Annotated in this window: 21 protein-coding genes and 1 tRNA gene; 16 read left to right on the top strand and 6 right to left on the bottom strand. The window is 68.0% G+C overall.

The genetic code is table 11. From position 1 onward, the window contains the following. A partial coding sequence (locus AC3A6Y_RS17470) for an NAD(P)/FAD-dependent oxidoreductase (RefSeq protein ID WP_487869489.1) occupies positions 1–1,364 on the bottom strand: 1,364 nt, incomplete at its 3' end. Between the two features lie 168 nt (positions 1,365–1,532). On the opposite strand from AC3A6Y_RS17470, the gene AC3A6Y_RS17465 reads away from it, so the two are divergent. Genes AC3A6Y_RS17465 through rng form a run of 8 tightly spaced genes read left to right on the top strand, consistent with a single transcriptional unit; the run spans position 1,533 to position 8,369 of the window. Beyond that, a complete protein-coding gene (locus AC3A6Y_RS17465; protein WP_487869488.1) occupies positions 1,533–2,258 on the top strand; it encodes a YebC/PmpR family DNA-binding transcriptional regulator in 726 nt (241 codons plus the stop codon). 22 nt (positions 2,259–2,280) lie between these two features. Next, entirely contained in the window at positions 2,281–3,576 is a 1,296-nt protein-coding gene (gene purD / locus AC3A6Y_RS17460) for a phosphoribosylamine--glycine ligase (RefSeq protein ID WP_487869487.1), read from the top strand. After that, positions 3,576–4,490 (top strand): oxygen-dependent coproporphyrinogen oxidase, encoded by a 915-nt coding sequence (gene hemF, locus AC3A6Y_RS17455; protein ID WP_487869486.1) that lies wholly within the window; start codon positions 3,576–3,578, stop codon positions 4,488–4,490. Before purD ends, hemF begins: the two co-directional genes overlap by 1 nt. Next, positions 4,481–5,098, top strand: coding sequence for a nicotinate (nicotinamide) nucleotide adenylyltransferase (gene nadD, locus AC3A6Y_RS17450; protein WP_487869485.1), 618 nt, complete (start codon positions 4,481–4,483; stop codon positions 5,096–5,098). The genes hemF and nadD overlap by 10 nt, the downstream gene beginning before the upstream one ends. Then, positions 5,098–5,769 (top strand): ribosome silencing factor, encoded by a 672-nt coding sequence (gene rsfS, locus AC3A6Y_RS17445; RefSeq protein WP_487869484.1) that lies wholly within the window; start codon positions 5,098–5,100, stop codon positions 5,767–5,769. Before nadD ends, rsfS begins: the two co-directional genes overlap by 1 nt. Next, positions 5,766–6,233, top strand: a complete 468-nt coding sequence (rlmH, locus tag AC3A6Y_RS17440; protein WP_487869483.1) for a 23S rRNA (pseudouridine(1915)-N(3))-methyltransferase RlmH — start codon at positions 5,766–5,768, stop codon at positions 6,231–6,233. The genes rsfS and rlmH overlap by 4 nt, the downstream gene beginning before the upstream one ends. Continuing rightward, on the top strand, positions 6,230–6,835 hold the full coding sequence (locus AC3A6Y_RS17435; protein WP_487869482.1) for a Maf family protein: 606 nt from the start codon (positions 6,230–6,232) through the stop codon (positions 6,833–6,835). The genes rlmH and AC3A6Y_RS17435 overlap by 4 nt, the downstream gene beginning before the upstream one ends. Positions 6,836–6,842: 7 nt before the next feature. After that, positions 6,843–8,369, top strand: coding sequence for a ribonuclease G (gene rng / locus AC3A6Y_RS17430; RefSeq protein ID WP_487869481.1), 1,527 nt, complete (start codon positions 6,843–6,845; stop codon positions 8,367–8,369). Here the strand turns inward: rng and AC3A6Y_RS17425 are convergent, their stop codons facing one another. Beyond that, positions 8,370–10,181: a tetratricopeptide repeat protein gene (locus AC3A6Y_RS17425; RefSeq protein WP_487869480.1), complete on the bottom strand. Its 1,812-nt coding sequence runs from the start codon at positions 10,179–10,181 to the stop codon at positions 8,370–8,372. 124 nt (positions 10,182–10,305) lie between these two features. After that, on the bottom strand, positions 10,306–12,090 hold the full coding sequence (gene msbA / locus AC3A6Y_RS17420; RefSeq protein ID WP_487869479.1) for a lipid A export permease/ATP-binding protein MsbA: 1,785 nt from the start codon (positions 12,088–12,090) through the stop codon (positions 10,306–10,308). Between the two features lie 145 nt (positions 12,091–12,235). On the opposite strand from msbA, the gene tolB reads away from it, so the two are divergent. The 5 genes from tolB (at position 12,236) to AC3A6Y_RS17395 (ending at position 15,803) form a co-directional block, all read left to right on the top strand. Next, positions 12,236–13,552 carry a Tol-Pal system beta propeller repeat protein TolB gene (gene tolB / locus AC3A6Y_RS17415; protein ID WP_487869478.1) on the top strand — a complete coding sequence of 439 codons (1,317 nt, stop codon included), beginning with the start codon at positions 12,236–12,238 and terminating at the stop codon, positions 13,550–13,552. Between the two features lie 27 nt (positions 13,553–13,579). Beyond that, complete coding sequence (gene pal / locus AC3A6Y_RS17410) at positions 13,580–14,098, top strand: peptidoglycan-associated lipoprotein Pal (RefSeq protein WP_487869477.1); 519 nt, start codon at positions 13,580–13,582, stop codon at positions 14,096–14,098. Then, positions 14,098–14,850, top strand: a complete 753-nt coding sequence (gene ybgF / locus AC3A6Y_RS17405; protein WP_487869476.1) for a tol-pal system protein YbgF — start codon at positions 14,098–14,100, stop codon at positions 14,848–14,850. The genes pal and ybgF overlap by 1 nt, the downstream gene beginning before the upstream one ends. Before the next feature lie 17 nt (positions 14,851–14,867). Beyond that, a complete protein-coding gene (locus AC3A6Y_RS17400) occupies positions 14,868–15,680 on the top strand; it encodes a tRNA threonylcarbamoyladenosine dehydratase (protein ID WP_487869475.1) in 813 nt (270 codons plus the stop codon). A gap of 47 nt (positions 15,681–15,727) precedes the next feature. After that, positions 15,728–15,803: transfer RNA gene (locus AC3A6Y_RS17395), tRNA-Lys, on the top strand. Between the two features lie 144 nt (positions 15,804–15,947). On the opposite strand, the gene AC3A6Y_RS17390 is transcribed toward AC3A6Y_RS17395, so the two are convergent. Next, a complete protein-coding gene (locus tag AC3A6Y_RS17390; RefSeq protein WP_487869474.1) occupies positions 15,948–17,261 on the bottom strand; it encodes an MFS transporter in 1,314 nt (437 codons plus the stop codon). 14 nt (positions 17,262–17,275) lie between these two features. Between AC3A6Y_RS17390 and AC3A6Y_RS17385 the strand changes: the two genes are divergently transcribed. The 3 genes from AC3A6Y_RS17385 to AC3A6Y_RS17375 all read left to right on the top strand — a co-directional run bounded on the left by AC3A6Y_RS17385 (position 17,276) and on the right by AC3A6Y_RS17375 (position 19,506). Further along, positions 17,276–18,256 (top strand): chromate resistance protein ChrB domain-containing protein, encoded by a 981-nt coding sequence (locus AC3A6Y_RS17385; RefSeq protein WP_487869473.1) that lies wholly within the window; start codon positions 17,276–17,278, stop codon positions 18,254–18,256. A gap of 91 nt (positions 18,257–18,347) precedes the next feature. Further along, a complete protein-coding gene (locus AC3A6Y_RS17380; RefSeq protein ID WP_487869472.1) occupies positions 18,348–19,256 on the top strand; it encodes a Fe-Mn family superoxide dismutase in 909 nt (302 codons plus the stop codon). Positions 19,257–19,341: 85 nt separating this feature from the next. After that, positions 19,342–19,506, top strand: a complete 165-nt coding sequence (locus AC3A6Y_RS17375; protein ID WP_487869471.1) for a hypothetical protein — start codon at positions 19,342–19,344, stop codon at positions 19,504–19,506. An 85-nt stretch (positions 19,507–19,591) separates the two neighbouring features. Here the strand turns inward: AC3A6Y_RS17375 and AC3A6Y_RS17370 are convergent, their stop codons facing one another. Both AC3A6Y_RS17370 and AC3A6Y_RS17365 read right to left on the bottom strand, forming a co-directional pair. Continuing rightward, on the bottom strand, positions 19,592–19,987 hold the full coding sequence (locus tag AC3A6Y_RS17370) for a hypothetical protein (RefSeq protein ID WP_487869470.1): 396 nt from the start codon (positions 19,985–19,987) through the stop codon (positions 19,592–19,594). A gap of 74 nt (positions 19,988–20,061) precedes the next feature. After that, complete coding sequence (locus AC3A6Y_RS17365; RefSeq protein WP_487869469.1) at positions 20,062–23,202, bottom strand: efflux RND transporter permease subunit; 3,141 nt, start codon at positions 23,200–23,202, stop codon at positions 20,062–20,064. Positions 23,203–23,213: the final 11 nt, after the last annotated feature.

The following is a 23,213-nucleotide window of genomic DNA, read 5'->3' as shown; positions in this document are numbered from 1 at the left end:
CACCGGGCCTCGACGATGTTTTCGCCGGCGAGCGGCCCGAGGTCGCGGATGTTCCGGCGCCGCCGCTGCCAGGACTGCCAGGTGCGGCGCGGATGGCCGGCCGACACCAGGTAGTACAGGGCCTTGAGCACGCGCAGCGAGCGCCAGATCGGCGTCTTGCCGTAGATGTCGCCGGCCAGGAGCGAGAGCAGCGCTTCCTTCACGCGGAACGGGTTTTGCGGGTACATGAAGAATTCGCGGATGGTGGGATTGGTCACGCGGAAGATGAACCAGGAGAACTCGCGCGGGCCCCTGCGCATGTCGCGCTCGAAGCGCTGCCGCGCTGCTGCTGCGGCGGCGGCCGGCCGGTCGAGGGCGGCGGCCACCACCTCGGCGCCTTCGAAGGCGCTGTACATGGCGAGGTAGACGCCCGAGGAGAACACCGGGTCGATGAAAGTGTAGGCATCGCCCAGCATCAGGTAGCGCTCGCCGCTGCAGTGCGTGCTGGTGTACGAATAATTGCCGGTGGCGTAGACCGCATCGTCCACCAGCGTGGCCTGCGACAGGCGCGCGGCCAGTTGCGGGCACAGCGCGATGGTGTCGGCAAAGAAATCCTTCAGGGGCTTGCTGCGCGACTTGAGGTAGTAGGGCCAGCAGACGGCGCCGATGCTGGTGGTGCCGTCGGCCAGCGGGATGTACCAGAACCAGCCGTGCGCGAACCAGAAGATCGTGATGTTGCCCTCGAGCTTGCCCGGCAGCCGGTCGGCATTGCGGAAATGGCCGAAGAGGGCGGAGCTGTTGTGCTTCGGGTTTTTCTTCTTGGCCTTGAGCTTGTTCGACAGGAAGGTGTCGCGGCCGGAGGCGTCGAGCACGAAGCGGGCGCGCCAGCTGCGTGCCGCGCCGTCGTCGAGGCGGGCGCTGACCGTGGCGCCCTCGGCGTCGAACCGGACATCGCGCACGCGGCAGCCTTCGAGGGTCTGCGCGCCGCGCGCGGCGGCGTTGCGGAACAGGATCTCGTCCATCTCGGAGCGCCGGACCTGCCAGGCATAGGGCATGGTCTTGTCCCAGGCGTCGGCGAATTCGACCATGGCGACGTGGTCGTGGTCGGGGGATACGAATTCCACGCCGAACTTGGGCATGCCGATGCGCTCGATGTCCTCGCGCAGGCCCAGGCGGTCGAACAGCTGCACGTTGGCGGGCAGCAGCGACTCGCCGATGTGGAAGCGCGGATGGTGCGCCTTCTCGAGCAGCACCACCTTGCGGCCCTGCTGGGCCAGCAGCGCTGCGGCGGTCGAGCCGGCCGGGCCGCCGCCGATCACGAGCACGTCGCAGTGCTCCGGTGCAGGCACTGCGGCTTCGGCATTCGTTGTTGGAGGAATATTCATGCGCTGTGGGGGATGGAAACCGGAGATGCCCGAGCTGGCCTGGCGCATCAGCGGCGGATTATCCCAAAAAGGATCTGCGCTCCCGCTGTAGGACGCGGGGCCGTTGTACGCGACGGACAGTAAACTCCCCACCTGCTTCGAAAACACGAGAGAGCGAGAACGACTGCCATGGCCGGACACAGCAAATGGGCAAATATTCAGCACAGGAAGGGCCGGCAGGACGAGAAGCGCGGCAAGCTCTGGACCCGTGCGATACGTGAAATCATGGTCGCGGCCAAAGCAGGCGGCGGCGACCTGAGCGCCAACCCGCGGTTGCGGCTGGCGGTCGACAAGGCCAAGGCGGTCAACCTGCCCGCCGACACCATCAAGCGCAACATCGACAAGGCCACCGGCAATCTCGAAGGCGTCAGCTACGAGGAAATCCGCTACGAGGGCTACGGCATCGGCGGTGCCGCCATCATCGTCGACACCATGACGGACAACCGCGTGCGCACCGTGGCCGAGGTGCGCCACGCTTTCGGCAAGCACGGCGGCAACATGGGCACCGAAGGCTCGGTCGCCTTCCAGTTCAAGCATTGCGGGCAGTTGGTCTTTGCGCCCGGCACCAGCGAGGACAAGGTGATGGAGGCCGCGCTCGAGGCCGGCGCCGAGGACGTGGTGACCGACGAGGACGGCGCGATCGAGGTGCTGACCGCGCCCGGCGACTTCGAGGCGGTGCGCGATGCACTGGAAGCCGCCGGCCTCAAGCCCGAGGTGGCCGAGGTCACGATGCGGGCCGAGAACACCATCGAGCTGGCGGGCGAGGACGCCGCCAGGATGCAGAAGCTGCTCGATGCGCTCGAGGACCTGGACGACGTGCAGGATGTCTATCACAACGCCGCGCTCTCCGAATGAAGGCGCCCATGAAAGCCTGCGAATGAAGGTACTGGTGATCGGGGGAGGGGGCCGCGAGCACGCGCTGGCGTGGCGCCTGGCCCAGGCCGCGCGCGTGAGCCGCGTCTATGTGGCGCCGGGCAACGGCGGCACGCGCGCGGATTCGCGCTACGAATGCATCGACATCGCCGAGCCCGCCGCGCTGCGGGCCTGGGCCCTGAAGGAAAAGATCGCGCTCACCGTGGTCGGCCCCGAGGCGCCGCTGGCTGCCGGCGTGGTGGACGAGTTCCGCGCGCACGGCCTGCGCATCTTCGGCCCGACCAAGGCGGCAGCGCAGCTGGAGAGCTCCAAGGCCTTCTCCAAGGCCTTCATGAAGCGCCACAACATCCCCACGGCCGAATACGAGGCCTTCACCCACCCCGGGGCTGCCCATGCCTACGTGGACGCCAAGGGCGTGCCCATCGTCATCAAGGCCGACGGCCTGGCGGCGGGCAAGGGCGTGGTGGTGGCAACGACGCTGCAGGAAGCGCACGAGGCCATCGACTTCATGCTGTTGGACAACAAGCTGGGCATCTCGCACAACGAGGGCGGCGCGCGCGTGGTGATCGAGGAGTTCCTGCAGGGCGAGGAAGCCAGCTTCATCGTGCTGTGCGACGGCGTGAACGTGACCGCGCTCGCCACCAGCCAGGACCACAAGCGCCTGCAGGACGGCGACCAGGGCCCCAACACGGGTGGCATGGGCGCCTACTCGCCGGCACCGGTGGTCACGGCCGAGGTGCACGCACGGGCCATGCGCGAAATCATCCTGCCCACCATCCGCGGCATGGAGAAGGACGGCATCCCCTACACCGGCTTCCTCTACGCCGGCCTGATGATCGACGCCGCCGGCCACCCGAAGACGCTGGAATTCAACTGCCGCATGGGCGATCCCGAGACCCAGCCGATCATGATGCGGCTCAAGTCCGACCTGTTCGAGGTGTTCTGGCACGCCACCGACGGCACGCTGGACCAGATCGAGCTCGACTGGGACCGCCGCGTCGCGCTCGGCGTGGTGATGGCGGCGCACGGCTACCCCTTGGCGCCGCGCAAGGGCGATGCCATCCACGGGATCTCTCCCGAGACGCCCGATGCCGTCGTCTTCCACGCCGGCACCACGCTCGAGAACGGCGAGCTGAAGACCAGCGGGGGGCGCGTGCTGTGCGTCACCGTGCTGGCCGACAGCGTCAAGCAGGCGCAGCAGCGCGCCTACGCGGTGGCGGCGCGCATCCATTTCGATGGGGCGCAGTACCGCAAGGACATCGGGTATCGCGCCGTCCAGGCGCGCACGCCCCACGGCTGATGCCCGGCGATCCCCAAGCCGTCGGCGATTACCTGCGCGGGCTGCAGCAGCGCATCGTCGCGGCGGTCGAGGCGGCCGAAGGCCGGGCCTGCGTGCGCGACGCCTGGCAAAAGGCGCCCGGGGAGCCGCTGCAGGGCAGCGGCCTGACCTGCATTCTGGAAGACGGCGCTCTGTTCGAGCGTGCGGGCTGCGGCTTCTCGCAGGTGCGCGGCCCGCAGCTGCCGCCCTCGGCCACCCAGCACCGGCCCGAGCTGGCCGGTGCGCCCTTCGAGGCGATGGGCGTTTCGCTGGTGTTTCACCCGCGCAATCCCTACGTGCCCACGGTCCACATGAACGTGCGCATGCTGGCGGCGCTGCCGGCGCAGGGCGAGCCGGTGTGCTGGTTTGGCGGCGGCATGGACCTGACGCCGTACTACGGCTTCGAAGAAGACGCGGTGCATTTCCACCGCGCCTGCCGCGATGCGCTGGCGACCTTCGGCGACGACAAGTACCCGCGCTTCAAGACCTGGTGCGACGAGTATTTCTTCCTCAAGCACCGCAACGAGCAGCGCGGCATCGGCGGCATCTTCTTCGACGACTTCGCGGAGCTGGGCTTCGAGCGCAGCTTCGAGATGCTGCGGTCGGTCGGCGACGCCTTCCTGCCGGCCTACCTGCCCATCGTCGAGCGCCGCCGCGCCATGCCCTGGGGCGAGCGCGAGCGCGCCTTCCAGCTCTATCGGCGCGGGCGCTACGTGGAGTTCAACCTGGTCTGGGACCGCGGCACGCATTTCGGCCTGCAGTCGGGCGGGCGCACCGAATCCATCCTGCTGTCGATGCCGCCGCAGGCCAGCTGGGCCTACCGCCGCGAACCGGAGCCGGGCTCGCCCGAAGCGGCGCTCTACAGCGATTTCATCGTGCGCCGCGAATGGCTCTGAACAACGCTCGGATCGGGGTATTCGGCGGAGCCTTCGACCCGCCGCACAACGCGCATGTCGCCCTGGTGCAGGCCGCACTGGCGCAACTGGGACTGGCCGAGCTGCGCATCTTTCCGACGGGCGACGCCTGGCACAAGCAGCGCGCGCTGAGCGGCGGCGAGCATCGCCTCGCGATGGCGCAGCTGGCCTTCGGGGGCCTGCCGGGCGTCGTCGTCGATGCCCGGGAGCTTCGGCGCGCCGGACCCACCTACACTCTGGACACGCTGCGCGAGCTGCAGCAGGAGCGGCCGGAGGCTGAACGGGTGCTGATCATGGGCGCCGACCAGGCCGCCTCGCTGCCCCGGTGGCACGGCTGGCGCGAGATCCTCGGCCTTGCCGTCATCGCGGTCGCGCAGCGTCCGGGTGCCACCGGCGCCGGACCCTTCGATCCCCAGGCGCTGCCGGGCCTTCCGCCCGGTGCGCGCTTCGAGACGCTCGCGCTCGCGCCCATGGACACCAGCGCGACGGAGGTCCGCAGGCGCGCCGCGCAGGCACAGGACCTCTTTCAACTGGTTCCGCCGGCGGTTGCACGCTATATTGACCAACACAACCTCTACCGTTCCACCTGATGAGTACTGAAGCCGCCGCCAAGAAAGACACCCAGAAACTCCAGAGAGCCATCATCGATGGCCTCGAGGACGTCAAGGCGCAGAACATCCAGGTCTTCGACACCGAGCACCTCTCGCCGCTGTTCGAGCGCGTGATCGTCGCCTCGGGCACCTCCAACCGCCAGACCAAGGCGCTCGCCGCCAGCGTGCGCGACGCGGTGCGCGATGCCGGCTTCAACAAGCCGCGCGTGGAGGGCGAGGAGAACGGCGAGTGGATCATCGTCGACTGCGGCGCCGCGGTCGCGCACATCATGCAGCCGGCCATCCGCCAGTACTACCACCTGGAGGAGATCTGGGGCGACAAGCCGGTGCGCGCCAAGCTGGGCGCTCCCAAGCCGGTCTCGGCCCGTCCGGCCGAGGAAAAGGCACCGGCCGCGAAGAGCCCCAGCCCCTCGCTGAGGCGCTCCAGCGCTGCGAAGACCGCGCAGCGCGCGGCCGATGCGGCCGCCAAGCCGAAGCCGGCGGCCAGGAAGACGGCGGCCGGAAAAACGCCTGCGAAGAAGGCGCCGGTCAAGACCGTGGTCGTGAACAAGGCAACTGCCAAGAAGGCCGCTGTCAAGAAGGCGGCTCCGGCGAAGAAGGCGGCCCCGGCGAAGAAGGCGCCGCGCAAGACCGCCACGGCGCGCGCATGAAGCTGCTGGTGGTCGCGGTCGGGCAGCGTGTGCCCGACTGGGCACAGACCGCCTGGGACGACTACGCCAAGCGCTTCCCGCCCGAGCTCAAGCTCGAGCTGCGCACCGTCAAGACCGAGCCGCGCGGCTCCAAGACCCTGGAGACGCTCCACGCTGCCGAGCGCGAGCGCATCGAGGCGGCCATTGCCAAGGGCATGCGCATCGTGGCGCTGGACGAGCGCGGCACGGCGCTTACCACCAAGGCGCTCGCCGCCCGGCTTTCGGCCTGGCAGGGCGAGGGCGACGACGTCGCTCTGGTGATCGGCGGCCCCGACGGGCTCGACCCTGCCTTCAAGGCCGCCGCACACGAGCGCATCCGGCTCTCGGACCTCACCTTGCCCCACGCGATGGCCCGCGTGCTGCTGGTCGAGCAGCTCTACCGCGCCTGGTCGGTCAACGCAGGCCATCCCTACCACCGCGAATGAAGGACCCGTTCATCTACCTCGCATCGCAGAGCCCGCGCCGCGCGCAGCTGCTGGGGCAGCTCGGCGTTCGCCACGAGCTGCTGCTGGCCGGCCCCGAGGAGGACGCCGAGGCGCTGGAGCACGTGCAGCCGGGCGAATCGCCCACCGCCTACGTGCAGCGCGTCACCGCGCTCAAGCTGGATGCGGCCGTGGCGCGCCATCGCCGCCTGGGCCTGCCGCCGGCACCGGTGCTGTGCGCCGACACCACGGTCGCCTTCGGCCGCGCCATCCTGGGCAAGCCTGCGGATGCGCAGGACGCGCAGCGCATGCTGGCCATGCTCTCCGGCCGCACGCACCGGGTGCTGACGGCCGTGGCGCTGCAGCACGGCAAGCGCCGGCAGGCGGCGCTCAGCGTGTCGCGCGTGCGCTTCGCCGCCGTCGAGAAGCGCCGCATCGCCGCCTACGTCGCCAGCGGCGAGCCCGAGGGCAAGGCGGGGGCCTATGCGATCCAGGGGCGGGCGGCGGCCTTCGTCGAGCACATCAGCGGCTCGCATTCGGGCATCATGGGGCTCCCGATGTTCGAGACTGCCAAGCTGCTGCGCCAGGCCGGCTTCGCGCTGTAGAAAAAACATGCAAGACATCCTGATCAACTGGTCTCCCCAGGAGACCCGCGTTGCGGTGGTCGAGCACGGCGCCGTGCAGGAGCTCCACGTGGAGCGCACGCTGGAGCGCGGGCTGGTCGGCAACATCTACCTGGGCAAGGTCTCGCGCGTGCTGCCCGGCATGCAGTCGGCCTTTATCGACATCGGCCTGGACCGCACGGCCTTCCTGCACGTGGCCGACATCGTGGCGCCTTTCACCCCCGGCTCGCGGCCGAGCGCCGCGGCGGCCGATCGCGATCCGCGCAACGGCGGCGGCGTGGTGCCGATCGAGAGGCAGGTGTTCGAGGGCCAGTCGCTGCTGGTGCAGGTGATCAAGGACCCGATCGGCACCAAGGGCGCGCGCCTGTCGACGCAGATCAGCATCGCGGGCCGGCTGCTGGTCTTCCTGCCGCAGGACAACCATGTGGGCGTGTCGCAGAAGATCCCTTCCGACCTGCGCGATGCGCTGCGCGCCCGCATGCAGGTGCTGATCGATGCGGCCGCCGCTGCCGGCAGCGGCGGCGTGGTGCCCGAGGCCACGGGCGGCTTCATCCTGCGCACCAACGGCGAGGATTCGAGCGATGCCGAGCTGGCGGAAGACATTGCCTACCTGCGCAAGACCTGGTCGCGCATCCGCGAGCTGTCGTCGCGCATGCCGCCGATGTCGCTGCTGCACCAGGACCTGAGCCTGCTGCAACGCGTACTGCGCGACATGACCATCGAGGACACGCAGACCATCCGCATCGACTCGCGCGAGCAGTTCGATGCACTGCTCAAGTTCGGCCTCGAGTTCATGCCGCAGGCGGCGGGCAAGCTGCAGCTCTACAAGGGCGAGCGGCCGATCTTCGACCTCTATTCGATCGACGAGGAGATCGCCAAGGCCCTGGGCCGGCGCGTGGACCTGAAGTCCGGCGGCTACCTGGTGGTGGACCAGACCGAGGCCCTCACGACCATCGACGTCAACACCGGCGGCTATGTGGGCGCGCGCAACTTCGACGACACCATCTTCAAGACCAACCTGGAGGCGGCGCAGGCCATTGCGCGGCAGCTGCGCCTGCGCAACCTGGGCGGGATCATCATCGTCGACTTCATCGACATGGTGCGGGACGACCACCGCGAGCAGGTGCTGGCCGAGTTCCGCAAGCAGCTGGCGCGCGACCGTGTCAAGACCACTGCCGGCGGGTTTTCGCAGCTGGGCCTGGTCGAGATGACGCGCAAGCGCACCCGCGAGTCGCTGGCGCACATGCTGTGCGAGCCCTGCCTGGCCTGCGGGGGGCAGGGCATCGTGAAGACCGCGCGCAGCGTGGCCTACGACGTGCTGCGCGAGATCCTGCGCGAGGCGCGCCAGTTCACGCCGCGCGAGTTCCGCATCGTGTCCTCGCCGCAGGTGATCGAACTGTTCCTGGACGAGGAAAGCCAGCACCTGGCAGGCCTCAGCGACTTCATCGGCAAGCCGATCTCGCTGCAGGCGGAGCCGGCGATGGGGCAGGGGCAGTACGACATCGTCCTGCTCTGATCAAAGCCGTGCGAGCTCCGGCCCGCCGCGAGGGCCGAACCAGGCTCGCTGGTAGGCTTGCCGCGCCGCCCGCTCGGCCTTCGCATCGCCCCGCTTGCGCTCGACCTCGGCCAGTCCCGCGAGCGCCCAGCCGTTGTTGCGCACGCGAACCAGCGAATCGCGGAAGGCCTGTTGCGCCTCGTCGAGCCGGCCCTGGCGCAGCCGCACCGAGCCGAGCGACTGGCGCACCGGGTAGTACCAGTAGGGCGGCTCGGTGTAGCTGAGGCCGTCCTGCATCGCGATGGCTTCCTCGTAGGCCTTGGCGGCGGCGTCGAGATCGCCGCTTGCATCGGCGAGCCGCCCGGTGGCCACCAGGCCGGCGGTGCGAACGATTTCTTTGGCGGGCAGTTGCCAGGCTTCGAAGGGCTTGAAGTCGGCGCCTTGCTCGATCTTCGCGATGGCATCGATCTCCTGCTGTGCGCCGGCCTTGTCCTTGCGCGCTGCGAAGGCGACCGCGCGCGCGTAGTGGTACATGGTGGTCACGATCACCGCGTCACCGGGCGGCGCGGCAAGCTTGAGGATGGTGTCGGCATCGCTGAACTGCGCATGCGTGGTGAAGTGCGAAGCCTTGATGGGCTGGAGGATCGGGAAGGCCTTGACCAGCTCGGCCGGCATCGAGGCGTCGAGCTTCGCGGCCGCGTCGATGGCCGTCTTCGCATCGCCGCCCATCTGCGCCGACACCATCACGAAATGGATGTTGTGGGGGTAGTAGGCGGTCTTGTACAGCGGGTCGGAGGGCGAGGTCTTGAAGTACTTCTCGTCGGCCTGGATCGCCTTGCGATTGGCCTCCAGCGACTCGCGGTACATGCCCACGCGGAAGTAGATATGCGCCGGCATGTGCACGATGTGCCCGGCGCCGGGCATCTGCGCCGCCAGACGGTTGGCATAGGGCAGTGCCTTCTCGGGCTGCGTGGACGCTTCGACCGCATGGATATAGAGGTGGATCGCGCCGGGGTGCCTGGGGTTGCGCTCGAGCACGGTCTCCAGCGCGCCGACGATGTCCGCGCCGCGTCCCTTCGGCCTGGCGCCGCCGGCCTCCCAGTAATCCCAGGGCTGCGTGTCCATGGCGGCTTCGGCGAACAGCGTCTGGATCGTGTCCTCGGCCGGGTAGCGCTCGGCCACCGCCTTCATCGCGTCGGCATAGGCGGCGTCCAGCCCGGAGCGGTCGGCCGGCGGCTGCGCGGCGTAGCGCTTTTCGAGCGCGGCGATCAGCGCCTGCTCACGCTCCGTCGCACCGGCCTTGCGCTCGACCGCCTTGGCCAGGGCGGCAAACGCCGGCGCATTGGCCTCCGGCATCATCGGCACGTTGATGTTGGGGCCGAGCACGAGCGCCTCGCCCCAGAAGCACATGGCACAAGCCGGGTCGAGCTTCTGCGCGGCCTGGAAGGCACGCTGGGCTTCGGCATGGTTGAAGCCGAAGGACAGGCGCAAGCCCTGGTTGAAGTACGCCTGGGCCTTGGGCGAGCGCGTGCTGATCCTGAACGCGAGCGAGCCGAGGTCCTTGTAGAGCGGCACCTCCCCGGCCGCGGCCTTCATCGGCTGCGGCTGGAAGGGTGCGGTTTCGGTCTTGACGCGCACCAGCGCCTTGAGCAGGGCGGGCGGACCGGCCACCACCGGCCCGCAGGCGCGGCCCGGTTCGGAAAGCAGGGGGTCGAAACTCGACGTTCGGTCGCGGCCGGCACCGACGTCGTCGGCAACGAGCAGACCACACGAAGCGAGAGCGCAGGCGGCCAGTGCGGGCAAGCGGCGCCGGAAGGGGGCTGCATACGACATGGCGTTTCCTTCTCCGAGGTCGGGCAGGCGGCGCGGGGCGCGTGCCGCCCGACGTGTTTCAAAGCCGGGTCGAAGGAAAAATTCTGCTCGCCCGATGCGGCGGGCGCAATATGCCGAAGGCTTGTCAGAGACTGGGCTCGCCGCCCTCCGGCGCCGTGCGCACCGCATGGGCCTGCAGCCGCGCGTAGAGCCCCTCCAGCGCCATGAGCTGCGCATGGCTGCCTTGCTCGGCAATGCGGCCGTGCTCCATCACCACGATGCGGTCGGCGTGCTGGATGGTCGAGAGGCGGTGCGCGACGATCAGGGTGGTGCGGTTGCGCATCAGGCGCTGCAGCGCCTCCTGCACCAGGCGCTCCGATTCCGTGTCGAGCGCGGAGGTCGCTTCGTCGAGCAGCAGCACCGGTGCGTCCTTGTAGAGCGCGCGCGCGATGGCGAGGCGCTGGCGCTGGCCCCCCGACAGCTGGGTCGCGTTGTGGCCCAGCACCGTGTCGATCCCTTGCGGCAGACCGTCGACGTGTGCCGCCAGGTTCGCGGCTTCTATGCAGGCGAGCACGCGCTCGCGGTCGAGCTCGGCACCGAGCGCCACGTTGGCGGCCAGCGTGTCGTTGAGCATGACCACATCCTGGCTGACCATCGCGAATTGCGATCGCAGGTTCTTGAGCTGCCAGTCGCCGACGTCATGCCCGTCCAGCAGGACCTGGCCTGCGCTCGGCAGCACGAAGCGCGGCAACAGGTTGACCAGCGTGGTCTTGCCGGAGCCGGAGGGCCCGACGAAGGCCACCACTTCGCCGGGCGCGATCGTCAGGTTGACGCCGTCGAGCGCGCGTGCCTCCTCCACGCCGCGGTAGTTCACGCGCACCGCGCGCAGCTCGATGCGGCCGGCCACGCGCGGCGACTCGAAGCTGCCCTGCGATTCCGGCGCCACCTCGTCGATCAGCGAGAGGCCGCGCTCGAGCGCCGCCAGGCCGCGCGTGATGGGGCTGGTCATGTCGGCCAGGCGGCGGATCGGCGCGATCAGCATCAGCATGGCCGTGATGTAGGCCACGAAGCCGCCCACCGTGAAGCCCTGCTTGCCGCTTTGCCAGAGCGCGATCATGACCACCGCGGAGAGCGCGACCGCCGCGACGATCTGCGTCAGCGGCGTGGTCGCGGCCGAGGCGATGGTGGACTTCACGGCCAGGCGGTTGAGGTCGTGGCTCAGCCGGTCGAAGCGCCGGGTCTGGCTGGCCTCGGCGTTGTGCAACCGGACCATGCGGTGGGCGAGCACGTTCTCCTCGACCACGTAGGCCAGCTCGTCGGTCGCCTGCTGGCCGAGTTGGGTCAGGCGGTAGAGACGCTTGGAGAAGGCCTTGATGATCCAGCCCACGCACGGCACCAGCACGCCGACGATCAGCGTCAGCTTCCAGTTGAGGTAGACCAGGTAGAGCAGCAGCGCGATCAGCGTGAAGCCGTCACGCGACAAGCCCAGCAGCGCCTGCACCAGCAGCATCGCGCCGGTCTGCACCTCGTAGACGACGGTATTCGACAGCGAACTGGCCGACTGGCGCGAGAAGAGGGCGAGCTCGGCCGCCAGCAGGCGCTCGAACAGCACGCGCCGCAGGCGTTGCATGCCTTCGTTCGCGATGCGCGCGAGCGCGTATTGCGAGATGAATTGCGCCAGGCCGCGCACCGTGAACAGCAGGATGACGGCGGCCGGAATGGCCCACAGCGGGAGTTGGCCGCGCGTGAAGCCGCGATCGAGCAAGGGCTTCAGCATGGCAGCCATCAGGGGCTCGGTCACCGCGGCGATGAGGGCGCAGACGAGGCCCAGCGCCCACCAGTGGCGAGAGCCTCCGAACCAGGTCATGAGTCGCGCGAGCCGGCGCGTGAGAGGGGGGCGCGCGGTCTCGGCGGCGGGGGAAGGCTGCATGGCGGCGCATTCTAAGATGGCGCCTTGCTGTAGGACCGCGCCGGCACATACACGTTTTGTGACGGCTGGCGCATCGCAGTGTGTACCATGTGGCCTCGTTTCATCCGGGCAGGAAACTAAATGCCCGGAAAGCTCTCCGAACCGCATGAAAAAGCAGTTGCAAGAAATCTCCCCAACCCCTTCTTCATCGTTCTCCGTTCGCCGCACCTTGATCGCGGCCCTGGCTGCCTCTCCCCTCGCTCCCGCTTTTGCCCAGTTCCGGGTCGAAGTCTCGGGTGTGGGTCTGACGCAGCTGCCGATTGCGCTCGTCCCGTTCAAGGGTGAGGACGCCTCGCCGCAGAAGATCTCGGCCATCGTGCAGGCCGACCTCGAACGCAGCGGCCAGTTTCGCGGCGTCGATGCCAGCGGGCAATCGCTCGACGAAGGCTCGCGGCCCGACCTGAGCCTGTGGCGCCAGCGCACGGCCGACTCGCTGGTGGCGGGCAGCGTGACCCGGCTGGCCGATGGCCGCTTCGACGTGAAGTTCCGCCTCTGGGACGTGGTGCGCGGGCAGGACCTGGGCGGCCAGAGCTACACGGTGCCGCAAGGCGACCTGCGCCTCGCGGCGCACCGCATCGCCGACTACGTCTACGAAAAACTCACCGGCGAGAAAGGCATTTTCTCGACCCGCATCGCCTACGTGACCAAGGGCGGCACTCGCTACAGCCTGTGGGTGGCCGATGCCGACGGCGAGAACGCGCAGGCCGCGCTCGCGAGCCCGGAGCCGATCATCTCGCCGGTCTGGTCCGCCAACGGCGGGCAACTGGCGTACGTGTCCTTCGAGTCCCGCAAGCCGGTGGTCTACGTGCACACGGTGGCCAGCGGGCAGCGCCGGCTGGTGGCCAATTTCAAGGGCTCCAACAGCGCGCCTGCGTGGGCTCCCGACGGAAACACCCTGGCCGTCACGCTGAGCCGCGATGGCGGTTCGCAACTCTTCACCATTCCCTCGGGCGGCGGCGAGCCGCGCCGGCTCACGCAGAGCAACAGCATCGACACCGAGCCGGTGTACTCTGCCGACGGCAGCACCATCTATTTCGTGAGCGACCGCGGCGGCGCGCCGCAGATCTACAAGATGAGTGCCGGCGGCGGCAATCCCACGCGCGTGACCTTCAGCGGCACCTACAACATTTCTCCGTCCATCAGCGCCGATGGCCGGTGGTTGGCCTACATCTCGCGGGTGGGCGGCGCCTTCAAACTCCATGTGATGGAACTGGCGACCGGCAACGTGGCTGCGCTCACCGACACCACGGCCGACGAGAATCCCAGTTTCGCCCCCAACAGCAAGCTGATCGTCTACGCCACCCGGCTGGGAGGCCGCGAGGCGCTGATGACGACCACGCTCGACGGAAAAATAAAAGCACGACTGGCCGGGCAGGCAGGAGACATCCGCGAACCGGACTGGGGTCCGTTTCAAAAGCAATGAATGAATGATCAACCTGAGGAGTTCGAAATGTTAAGACGTACGATTTATTCGCTGGCCATCGTGGCGCTCATCGCCGGGTGCTCGTCCGGCACCAAGCTCAACGATGCGCCGGTGGTGGATCGCTCAGGCGGCACGGGAGGCTCCGGCGGTGCAGCCAGCGGGGTGGCGCCGGTCACCATCGACCCGAACGCGCAGACCGCGCAGGGACCGGTGGGCGTGGCGCGCATCGTCTATTTCGACTTCGACAGCTACACCATCAAGCCCGAGTTCCAGTCGCTGATCGACGGCCATGCGCGCTTCCTGAAGGCGAACACGCAACGCCGCATCTCGATCGAAGGCCACACCGACGAGCGCGGCGGCCGCGAGTACAACCTGGCGCTGGGCCAGAAGCGCTCCGAGGCCGTGCGCCGTGCGCTGGGCCTGCTCGGCGTGTCGGACAACCAGATCGAAGCGGTGAGCTTCGGCAAGGAAAAGCCGGCCGCGCAGGGCAGCGGAGAAGACGCATGGGCGCAGAACCGCCGCGCCGAGATCACCTACCGTCGATGATGCGAGTCGCCGCCCCGCTGCGTGGCGCGGCCCTTGCCGTCGCCTTGCTGTGCGCCTCTCTCGGCGCGCAGGCCGCGCTGTTCGAGGACGACGAGGCACGGCGGGCCATCCTCGATCTGCGCCAGCGGGTCGAGGCAATGCGCCAGCAGGCCGAGCAGCGTCAGAACGAAGAGAACGCGCAGCTGCGGCGCAGCCTGCTCGAGCTGCAGACGCAGATCGAGCAGATGCGCAGCGAGCTGCAGCGCATGACCGGCCAGAACGAGCAGCTCACGCGCACGGTCACCGAGATGCAGCAGCGCCAGGGCGAGATCGACGACCGCCTGAAGAAGAGCGAGCCGACCAAGGTCACAGTCGACGGACGCGAGTTCTCGGCCGATCCGCGCGAGAAGGCCGACTTCGACGCAGCCCTGGGCATCTTCCGCAGCGGCCAGTTCGCGCAGGCGCAGACGGCCTTCGCCGAATTCGTGAAGCGCTACCCGCAGAGCGGCTACAACGCCTCGGCGCTGTTCTGGCTCGGCAATGCGCAGTACGCCACGCGAAACTACAACGAGGCCATCGCGAACTTCCGCTCGATGCTGTCGCTGGCGCCTGACCATGCGAAGGCACCCGAGGCCGTGCTGTCGATCGCGAATTGCCAGATCGAGCTGAAGGACACGCGCGCGGCGCGCCGTACGCTGGAAGACCTGACCAAGGCCTATCCGCAGTCCGAGGCCGCACAGGCCGGGCGCGAGCGCCTCTCGCGCCTGCGCTGAAGCAGGGGCTTGCGAACGTGAGCGCGGCCACGCCCGTCGTCGAACTGGACGACGCCGACCTGGCCCGCCGTTTCGGCGGTCTGGAGCGGCTGTATGGCGTGCCGGGCGCTGCCCGCATCCGCGACGCCCATGTGCTTGTCGCCGGTATCGGCGGCGTCGGCTCATGGGCCGTGGAAGCACTGGCGCGCAGCGGCGTGGGTCGGCTGACGTTGATCGATCTCGATCACATCGCAGAATCGAACATCAACCGCCAGATCCATGCGCTCGACAGCACGGTGGGCCAGGCCAAGGTCGAGGCCATGCGCGAGCGCATCGCGCATATTCATCCGGCCTGCCGGGTGCTGGCCATCGACGATTTCGTCGAGCCCGGCAACTGGTTGGCGCAGCTCGCGAGCGCCGAGGCTGCGAACGGTCCGGTTGCAGCCGTCGTCGACGCCTGCGACCAGGTACGGGCCAAGCTGACCATGGCCGCCTGGGGGCGCGAGACCGGCGCCGGCTTCATCACCGTGGGCGCGGCGGGCGGCAAGCGGCTCGCGCACAAGGTCGACATCGACGACCTCGCCGCGGTCACGCACGACCCGCTGCTGGCGCAGCTGCGCCAGCGGCTGCGCAAGGAACACGGCGCGCCGCGCGAGGGCCGCAAGATCGGCGTGACCTGCGTCTTCAGCCGCGAAAGCGTCGCACCGCCCGATGCATCTTGCGCGATTGACGCGGGCGACGGCTCGCTCAACTGCCATGGCTACGGCTCGGTGGTCAGCGTGACGGCGACCTTCGGGCAATGCGCGGCGGGATGGGTTCTCGATCGGATTGCGCGCGGCGGGACGCTATAATCTCGGGCTTTGCCGGATTTGACGCCGGCGGAGCAAAAAAGAAGCGTGGGACGTTAGCTCAGTTGGTAGAGCAGCGGACTTTTAATCCGTTGGTCACAAGTTCGAATCTTGTACGTCCTACCAAATTCCTCAAGCGAATCAATGGCTTGAGAGGGCCCCTCATCGTGGCACCTCCAAGGTTCGCTATGGGCCCACTCCAATCTTCCGAGATGTCATCGTGAATGTCCGCAATGAAGCGGAGCGGGCGTTGGTCGTAGAGCCTCGCCCTCACCGCCTGTCGATTGGACGGCGCCGCATCGCTCGCCAGAGCGCCAAGTCATAGCCGATTTTCAGCACGCCGCATGCGATAAGCGGCATCGAGATCCAGCCTGCCGCGAAAAGTGCGCCGCTCAGCGTCGGGCTGAGCGCCGCTGCCAGGCTCCTCGGCACCGCCGTGAAGCTCGCGGCGGCACCGCGTTCCCCCGGCGTCACGACAGCCATGACGTAGGCGGTACGCGTGGGCACATCCATCGATGACAAGGCGCTGCGAACGAACAGTAGCCCCAAGGCGATCGGAAGGCTCGGCGCCAGCGCAGCCAGCACCAGGCAGATGTTGGCTGGCAAGTGGGTGAAAACCATGGTGTTCAACAGCCCGATGCGCTGAGCGACCCGCGGCGCCGCGAGCTGGGATGCGGCACTCAGCAGGCCGGTCCAGAAGAAGAACACGCCGGCCTGCGCGAGCGACAGTCCGAAGCGCTCCAGCAGCCAGAGCGACATCAAGGCATTGACCATCAGGCCGCCCGCGAAAGCGTCGACGCTGAAGAGCGCCGCCAGGCGCATCACGACTCCACGCGAGGGCCCCAGCGGCGCCGGAGCAGCAGGCAGGTTGTTCCCACCAGCGTGGCTATCGGGTAACGGTAGCGCGCGATACAGCCATAGAACTGCCAGGCCGATGGCCGCATACGCCAGGAACATGCCGCGCAGTGCGTCAAGACGCCCCCACTCTGTATGTCGAATCAGCCAGTCCGGCACCGCAGCCGCCAAGGCACCCAGCGCTGCACACAACGCGCCCGCGAGGCTGTAGCGTGCGAACAGCGCGGTCCGTGCGTGGCCTTCCGCCGCCGAGGCGAGGCGCGCGTGTTCGAGCGGAAGAAAAACGCTCACGTCGCCCGAGCTCGGGTTGAGCGTGCCAACCAGGGCCACTATCAACAAAGGCCAGAACGAGGACAAGCCGGCGAATCCCAACCCGGTCGCCGCCATCAGCAGGGCCGCGCAGCGCAACAAGCGCCCGCCGGGGAAGCGGTGCCCCCACGCGCCGACCGCCAGCGTGGCCAACGCCGAGCCCAGCATCGTCGCCGTGCTCACGATGCCGACCTCCAGCGTGCCAAGCCCGATGGCCAGCAGATAGGCCGGCAGCAGCACCGCCATGTAGCCGTCACCGAAAGCGCGTAGCGCCCTGGCGACGAGCAAAGGCAGCGCTACGGGGTCGACATCCACCGGCAGGAGCCAACCGAATCCGAATGGCAGGCGAGGCAAGGACTTCGTATTCACTGCGACTCCAAGCTTGGGATCATACTGTTTTGTAGCGATCGCGACATGCATGTATTATTCTCTACATGGAATCTCATGATGTCTCCAGCGATACCGGGCGGTGGCTGTTGCTGATCGTTTCGTTGCCGACCCAGGGCGCGACGGCCCGCATGCGTATCTGGCGCGCACTCAAGACGCTTGGCTGCGCTGCGCTGCGCGACGGCGCCTACCTGCTGCCGTTCAATGCCATGCATCGGGATGCCTTGCAGGAACTGGCCGACGAATGCACTCGCGAAGGCGGCAGCGCCTGGCTCATGCTGACGGCGCCGGCGAACGCCTCGGACACCGCCGCCTACCCGCAGCTTTTCGATCGCAGCGAGGACTACGCGGCGCTCCTGAAGGCGTGGAAGGAAGCAGGTGCGACGCTTGCCTCCATGGGCGTCAACGATCTGACGCGCCTGCAAAAAAAGTTGCGCCGCGACTATGAAGCACTCCTGGCCACGGACTTCTTCCCCGGCGAAGCGAGCCTTGAAGCCGAAGCCGCGTGGACCGACATCAGCCGGCGAATCGAGGCCCTGCTGTCGCCCGACGAGCCACACGAAATCGAGGGCCGTATCCCGCGTCTGAACATCGCCGACTACCAAGGCCGCTTGTGGGCCACACGCCGCCGCCTCTGGGTCGACCGCGTGGCGAGCGCATGGCTGATCCGCCGCTTCATCGACCCCGCCGCGCGCTTCCAGTGGCTCGCCAGACCGGCCGACTGCCCGCGCAAGGCGCTCGGCTTCGACTTCGATGACGCCAGCTTCACCCATGTCGGCGAGAGAGTGACTTTCGAAACCCTGGTGGCGAGCTTCGGGCTGGAGGACGACCCGGCGCTCATGCGCCTGGGTGCGATGGTGCGCTCGCTCGACACGGGAGGCGGCTCGGCGCCCGAGGGGGCGGGCTTCGAAGCCGTGCTCGCCGGCGCGCGCGAACGCCTGCCGGACGACGACACCTTGCTCGCCGAGATGGGCGGCGTGCTGGATTCGCTGTACGCGCATTTCGGGCGCGAAGCCGCGCGCACCTAAGCCTGAAGCACACGTCCAATGACCGACATCGTCACCACCGAAGCTGCGGACGCCGGCAGCGCCATCGTCACCCGCGTCTGAAGGAGGTCCCATGGATCTGCAACCGCGTCCCTTGACCGTCGACTTTTCTCGCCTCGGCGGGCTGTCCGAGCGGCTGGTGGCGAGCCACCATGAGAACAACTACGCCGGCGCGGTGAAACGGCTGAACGCGATCCGCCAGCAACTGTCTCAGCTTGACTGGGCCCACACGCCGGTGTTCGTCGTCAACGGGCTCAAGCGAGAGGAACTGATCGCCTTCAATTCCGCCTGGCTGCATGAGTTGTACTTCGACAACCTGGGCGGCGACGGCGTGCTGCCGGACGGCGGCCTGTCGATCGCGCTGGAGCGCGACTTCGACTCGGTGGACCGCTGGCGCGCCGAGTTCATGGCGCTGGCCAACGCGATGGGCGGCGGCTCCGGCTGGGCGCTGCTGTCGTGGTCCACGCGCGAGGGTCGTCTGGTGAACCACTGGGCTGCCGACCACACGCACTTGATGGCCGGGGCCACGCCGGTCCTGGTGCTTGACATGTACGAGCATGCATACCACATGGACTTCGGCTCGAAAGCTGGCGCCTATGTCGATGCGTTCTTCAAGAACATCCGGTGGGAGGCCGTCCACGAACGATACGGCGCAGCGGTCGCTGCAGACGCCGCGGCTTGGGCTGCGGACCCGGCTGCCGCGGCTGCCGCAGACCAGCTGATCGATGTGCGGCGGGCAGCCACCTTCTTCGCGGCGGGCGACAAAGTGGTTGGCGCTGCCTGGCGCGATCCCGCCCGCGTGGCGTCCTGGAGCAGCGAGCTCGATCGCAGCAAGCCGGCCCTCGTTTACTGTGCGCACGGTCTGGACATCGGGCGGTCCACCGCACTCGCATTGCGCGCACGAGGCTTCGACGCGCGATTTGTCGCAGGCGGCATCGAAGCTTGCAGGAGCGCTGGCGTTCCGCTCCTGGCGAAGGAGTAGGGCGGTCCTCTACGCGCCCCGGGCGCGCCGGCGAGACCCTGCGCGCAGCGTGCCTTTGCGTTGCGCAGCGATCAACAATCGCTTCATGAAGCGACTTTCAAGTTATTGGGGGACTGGTCGCTCGATGGCGAGCAAGGCGTCTCTTCGTACCGGGCGCGCAACCGCTTCGGTGCTCTTGGCCATCGGCGCTGCGGCGTTGGTCGGCTGGCTGGTGGTGGAGCTCTACGTCGCGGTCGTGACGCTCGACTGAACGAACGATGCGTCTCTGAAGCCCGTGTCGAGCACCAGCGTCACGCCGCCGGCCAGGAGCAGCAGCATGGCCGCCCATGGATGCATCACTTCATCGTGAAGCGCACGGTGATCGCCTTCTTGGCTGGGGTCGTCAGCACGGCGACCACTTTCGAGCCCTTGCCCAGCTTCACGCCCTTGGCTTCGAGCTTGTTTCCGCCGGCCGGCTTGAGCTCGGCCTCGGACTTCTCAGCGCCGTTCAGTGCAGTGAGCTTGCCGCTGGTTTCGGCAGTGTCGAACTCGTCGTCGTGGTCGATCACGTAGAGGGTGGCGCCCTCGCCTGTGGGCACCAGCTCGAAGGACAGGTCGCTGGCGCTTTGCACCACGCCGCCATGCTTCGGCTTGGCCGCGCCGTGCGCGAACGCCTGCGTGGCGGCCAGGGCCGAGGTACTCATCACCACCGCCGCGACCAGATAGCCCACGGATTTTCTCTTGATGTTCATGGAGTCAGTTCCTTCATTTCGTTTGTGACGCGCTTGGACAGGCGGCGCCGACAGCCTATGGAATCTTTGCTGGCTCAATAGGTTTCCTGCGGGATCGGGCGCGGCCCGGCTTCGGTCTCCTTGTCGTCCTCGACCAGCCGCTCCATTCCGCGCCGGCCGAACATCCAAAAGAGCACCGGCGTGAGCAAGGTGTCGAGCAGGGTCGAGCTGACCAGCCCGCCGAAGATCACCACCGCCACCGGGTGCAGGATCTCCTTGCCCGGCGCGTCGGCGGCCAGCAGCAGCGGCGTCAGCGCGAACGCCGCCACCAGCGCCGTCATGAGCACGGGCGTCAGGCGTTCCAGCGAGCCGCGCACCACCATCGCCTGGCTGAAGGTCTCGCCCTCGAACTTGCAAAGGTTGATGTAGTGGCTGATCTTCAGGATGCCGTTGCGCGCGGAGATGCCTGCCAGCGTGATGAAGCCGACCATGGACGCCACCGACAGGCTCACGCCGCCCAGCCACATCGCCACCACGCTGCCGATGAGCGCGAGCGGAATGTTGACCATCACGATGCCTGCCAGCACGGCGGACTTGTAGCGCGCGTACAGCACCAGGAAGATCATCGCGAGCGAGACCAGCGACAGGCCGACGATCAGGTTCATCGCCTGCTCCCGGGCCTGGAACTGCCCTTCGAGGCTCACGAAGGTCCCCGGTGGCAGCGAGGTCCTGGCCATCACGCCCCGGATGTTCTCGATGACCTTGCCCATGTCGGATCCATCGGTGTTGGCATAGACGACGATGCGCCTGCGCCCGTTCTCCCGCCCGATCTGGTTGGGGCCGTCGGTTTCTTCGACAGTCGCGATCGTGGACACGGGCAAGCGGCCGGCCGGCGTATCGATCAGCGTGGCCGCGAGATCCTGCGGACTGCGGCGTCCGTCCGGCAGGCGCAGCACCAGGTCGTAGCGGCGCTGGCCGTCGACGATCTGGGCGCCATGCGCACCGTCGGTCAGGGCCTGGAGGATCCGGATCGCTTCGCCCGGCGAAAGCCCTGTCTGCGCCAGCTTGCGTTGGTCGAGCTTCACGGTGATCTGCGGGATCAGGACCTGTTTTTCCACGGTCAGGTCCACCAGGCCCGGAACGCCCGACAGCCCTTGGCGCATCTGCTCACCCAGGCCGCGCAGGGTGTCGGTGTCGTCGCCGAAGATCTTCAGCGCGATTTGCGCGCGAACGCCGGACAGCAGGTGATCCAGCCGGTGAGAAATCGGCTGTCCGATGGCGACCTGCGCCGGGAGCACCGAGAGCCGGGCCCGGATGTCCGCCATCACGGTTTCACGGCCGCGGTCGGAACGCTTCAGGTCGACATCGATCTCGGCGGAGTGCACGCCCTCGGCATGTTCGTCGAGCTCGGCGCGCCCGGTGCGCCGCCCGACCTGGACCACCTCGGGCACGTCGGCGATCAGCGTCTCCGCGAGGGCACCCATGCGGTTCGCCTCGGCCAGGGCAGTTCCGGGATTGAAGACCAAGCCCAGCACCAGCGATCCTTCGTTAAAGGCGGGAAGGAAGGCCCGAGGGAAGAAGGGCACGCTTGCCGCGGCGGCAGCAACCGCGACCGCGGCGATCGTGATCAGAAGCCTGGCGCGAGCGAAAGACCACGCAAGGACCTTTTCGTCCCATCGCTTGAGCCGCGCGACCAACGGGCTGTCGCCGTGGCCGAGGCGCTCCATCTTGGGCAACAGGTAGTGGCAGAGGACCGGCGTGACGGTCATCGACACCAGCATGGAAGCCAGGATCGACACGATATAGGCGATGCCCAGCGGAGAGAAGAGCCGCCCCTCGATGCCCGGCAGCGCGAACAGCGGCACGAACACCAGCACTACGATCACGGTCGCATAGACGATGCCCGATCGCACCTCGACGCTGGCGCGGCGCACCACCTCCAGCGTCGGAAGTGGATCGCCGGTGGTCCGGTTCTGCTTGAGCCGGCGAAGGATGTTCTCCACGTCGACCACCGCATCGTCGACCAGTTCGCCGATTGCGATCGCGAGGCCGCCCAGGGTCATCACATTGATCGACTGCCCGAGCAGCTTGAACACCAGTGCCGTGACCGCCAGCGACAGCGGGATGGCCACCAGCGAAATGAGCGTGGTGCGCGCCGACAACAGGAACGCGAACAGCACGATGGCCACCATGATGGCGCCGTCGCGCAGCGCCTCGCTCACGTTGCGGATCGATGCTTCGATGAAGTCGGCCTGGCGAAACAGAACCTTGGGTGCGGTCAGGCCGGGCGGCAAGCCCTGCTTGAGTTCGTCGAGGGCGGCTTCGATGGACTTGGTAAGCTGCACCGTATCCGCGGCGGGCTGCTTCTGCACGCTCACAATGACTGCCGGCGCACCGTTGTAGCCGGCATCGCCGCGCTTGATGCCGGCGGCAAACCTCACGGTCGCCACCTGGTCCAGCAGCACCGGGCGCCCGTCTTTCCACGCCACGGCGATGCCCTGCAGGTCCTCGACTCGATTGGTGCGGCCGAGATGCCGTATCAGGAACTCCCGGCTGTTGAGATCGATGAACCCGCCGCCGGCATTGCCTGCGAAGCCGCGCAAGGCCTGCTCGACCTGACTGAGCGACACGCCGAACTGCGCCATGCGGGCCGTGTCGGGCTCCACGCGCAACTGCCTGACATCGCCTCCGATCGGAATGACCTGGGAGACGCCGGCGATGGACAACAGGCGCGGCCGCAGCACGAAGTCGGCATATTCCCGCGCCCGCATCGGGTCGGCCGCGGATTTGCCTTCGGCCAGCGGCAGCGCGATCAGCATCACCTCGCCCATGATTGAGGAGACCGGGCCCATGATGGGCGTGATGCCGCCGGGCAACTGCTCGCGAACCAGCGCCAGGCGCTCGGCGACCAGCTGGCGGTTGCGGTACACATCGGTGCCCCAGTCGAACTCCGCATAGAGAATGGACAGGCCCACGCCCGAGGTCGAACGCACCCGCGTCACGCCCGGCATGCCGTTGAGCGCCGTTTCGATGGGAAAGGTGACGAGCTGCTCCACCTCCTCGGGCGCCATGCCGCCGGCCTCGGTGAGCACGGTGACCAGCGGCTTGTTGAGGTCGGGGAACACGTCCACCGGCGTGCCCCACGCCGTCACGGCGCCGTAGACCAGCAGCAGCGCAGCCAGGGCCAGCACGAAGAGTCGGTTGTGCAGGCTGCTTCGAACGATCCAGTTGAACATTCGGCGGCTCC

It is taken from the genome of Variovorax sp. Soil_C_17 (assembly GCF_057657265.1).
The sequence above is the reverse complement of the archived record's forward strand: the minus strand, read 5'-3'. Positions and strand labels throughout refer to the sequence as shown.

Bases quoted from the DNA above. Each gene is read 5' to 3' on its own strand.
- AC3A6Y_RS17465 (WP_487869488.1), top strand. From the start codon at position 1,533: ATGGCCGGACACAGCAAATGGGCAAATATTCAGCACAGGAAGGGCCGG.
- purD (WP_487869487.1), top strand. From the start codon at position 2,281: ATGAAGGTACTGGTGATCGGGGGAGGGGGCCGCGAGCACGCGCTGGCG.
- hemF (WP_487869486.1), top strand. From the start codon at position 3,576: ATGCCCGGCGATCCCCAAGCCGTCGGCGATTACCTGCGCGGGCTGCAG.
- nadD (WP_487869485.1), top strand. From the start codon at position 4,481: ATGGCTCTGAACAACGCTCGGATCGGGGTATTCGGCGGAGCCTTCGAC.
- rsfS (WP_487869484.1), top strand. From the start codon at position 5,098: ATGAGTACTGAAGCCGCCGCCAAGAAAGACACCCAGAAACTCCAGAGA.
- rlmH (WP_487869483.1), top strand. From the start codon at position 5,766: ATGAAGCTGCTGGTGGTCGCGGTCGGGCAGCGTGTGCCCGACTGGGCA.
- AC3A6Y_RS17435 (WP_487869482.1), top strand. From the start codon at position 6,230: ATGAAGGACCCGTTCATCTACCTCGCATCGCAGAGCCCGCGCCGCGCG.
- rng (WP_487869481.1), top strand. From the start codon at position 6,843: ATGCAAGACATCCTGATCAACTGGTCTCCCCAGGAGACCCGCGTTGCG.
- AC3A6Y_RS17425 (WP_487869480.1), bottom strand. From the start codon at position 10,181: ATGTCGTATGCAGCCCCCTTCCGGCGCCGCTTGCCCGCACTGGCCGCC.
- msbA (WP_487869479.1), bottom strand. From the start codon at position 12,090: ATGCAGCCTTCCCCCGCCGCCGAGACCGCGCGCCCCCCTCTCACGCGC.
- tolB (WP_487869478.1), top strand. From the start codon at position 12,236: ATGAAAAAGCAGTTGCAAGAAATCTCCCCAACCCCTTCTTCATCGTTC.
- pal (WP_487869477.1), top strand. From the start codon at position 13,580: ATGTTAAGACGTACGATTTATTCGCTGGCCATCGTGGCGCTCATCGCC.
- ybgF (WP_487869476.1), top strand. From the start codon at position 14,098: ATGCGAGTCGCCGCCCCGCTGCGTGGCGCGGCCCTTGCCGTCGCCTTG.
- AC3A6Y_RS17390 (WP_487869474.1), bottom strand. From the start codon at position 17,261: ATGCATGTCGCGATCGCTACAAAACAGTATGATCCCAAGCTTGGAGTC.
- AC3A6Y_RS17385 (WP_487869473.1), top strand. From the start codon at position 17,276: ATGGAATCTCATGATGTCTCCAGCGATACCGGGCGGTGGCTGTTGCTG.
- AC3A6Y_RS17380 (WP_487869472.1), top strand. From the start codon at position 18,348: ATGGATCTGCAACCGCGTCCCTTGACCGTCGACTTTTCTCGCCTCGGC.
- AC3A6Y_RS17375 (WP_487869471.1), top strand. From the start codon at position 19,342: ATGAAGCGACTTTCAAGTTATTGGGGGACTGGTCGCTCGATGGCGAGC.
- AC3A6Y_RS17370 (WP_487869470.1), bottom strand. From the start codon at position 19,987: ATGAACATCAAGAGAAAATCCGTGGGCTATCTGGTCGCGGCGGTGGTG.
- AC3A6Y_RS17365 (WP_487869469.1), bottom strand. From the start codon at position 23,202: ATGTTCAACTGGATCGTTCGAAGCAGCCTGCACAACCGACTCTTCGTG.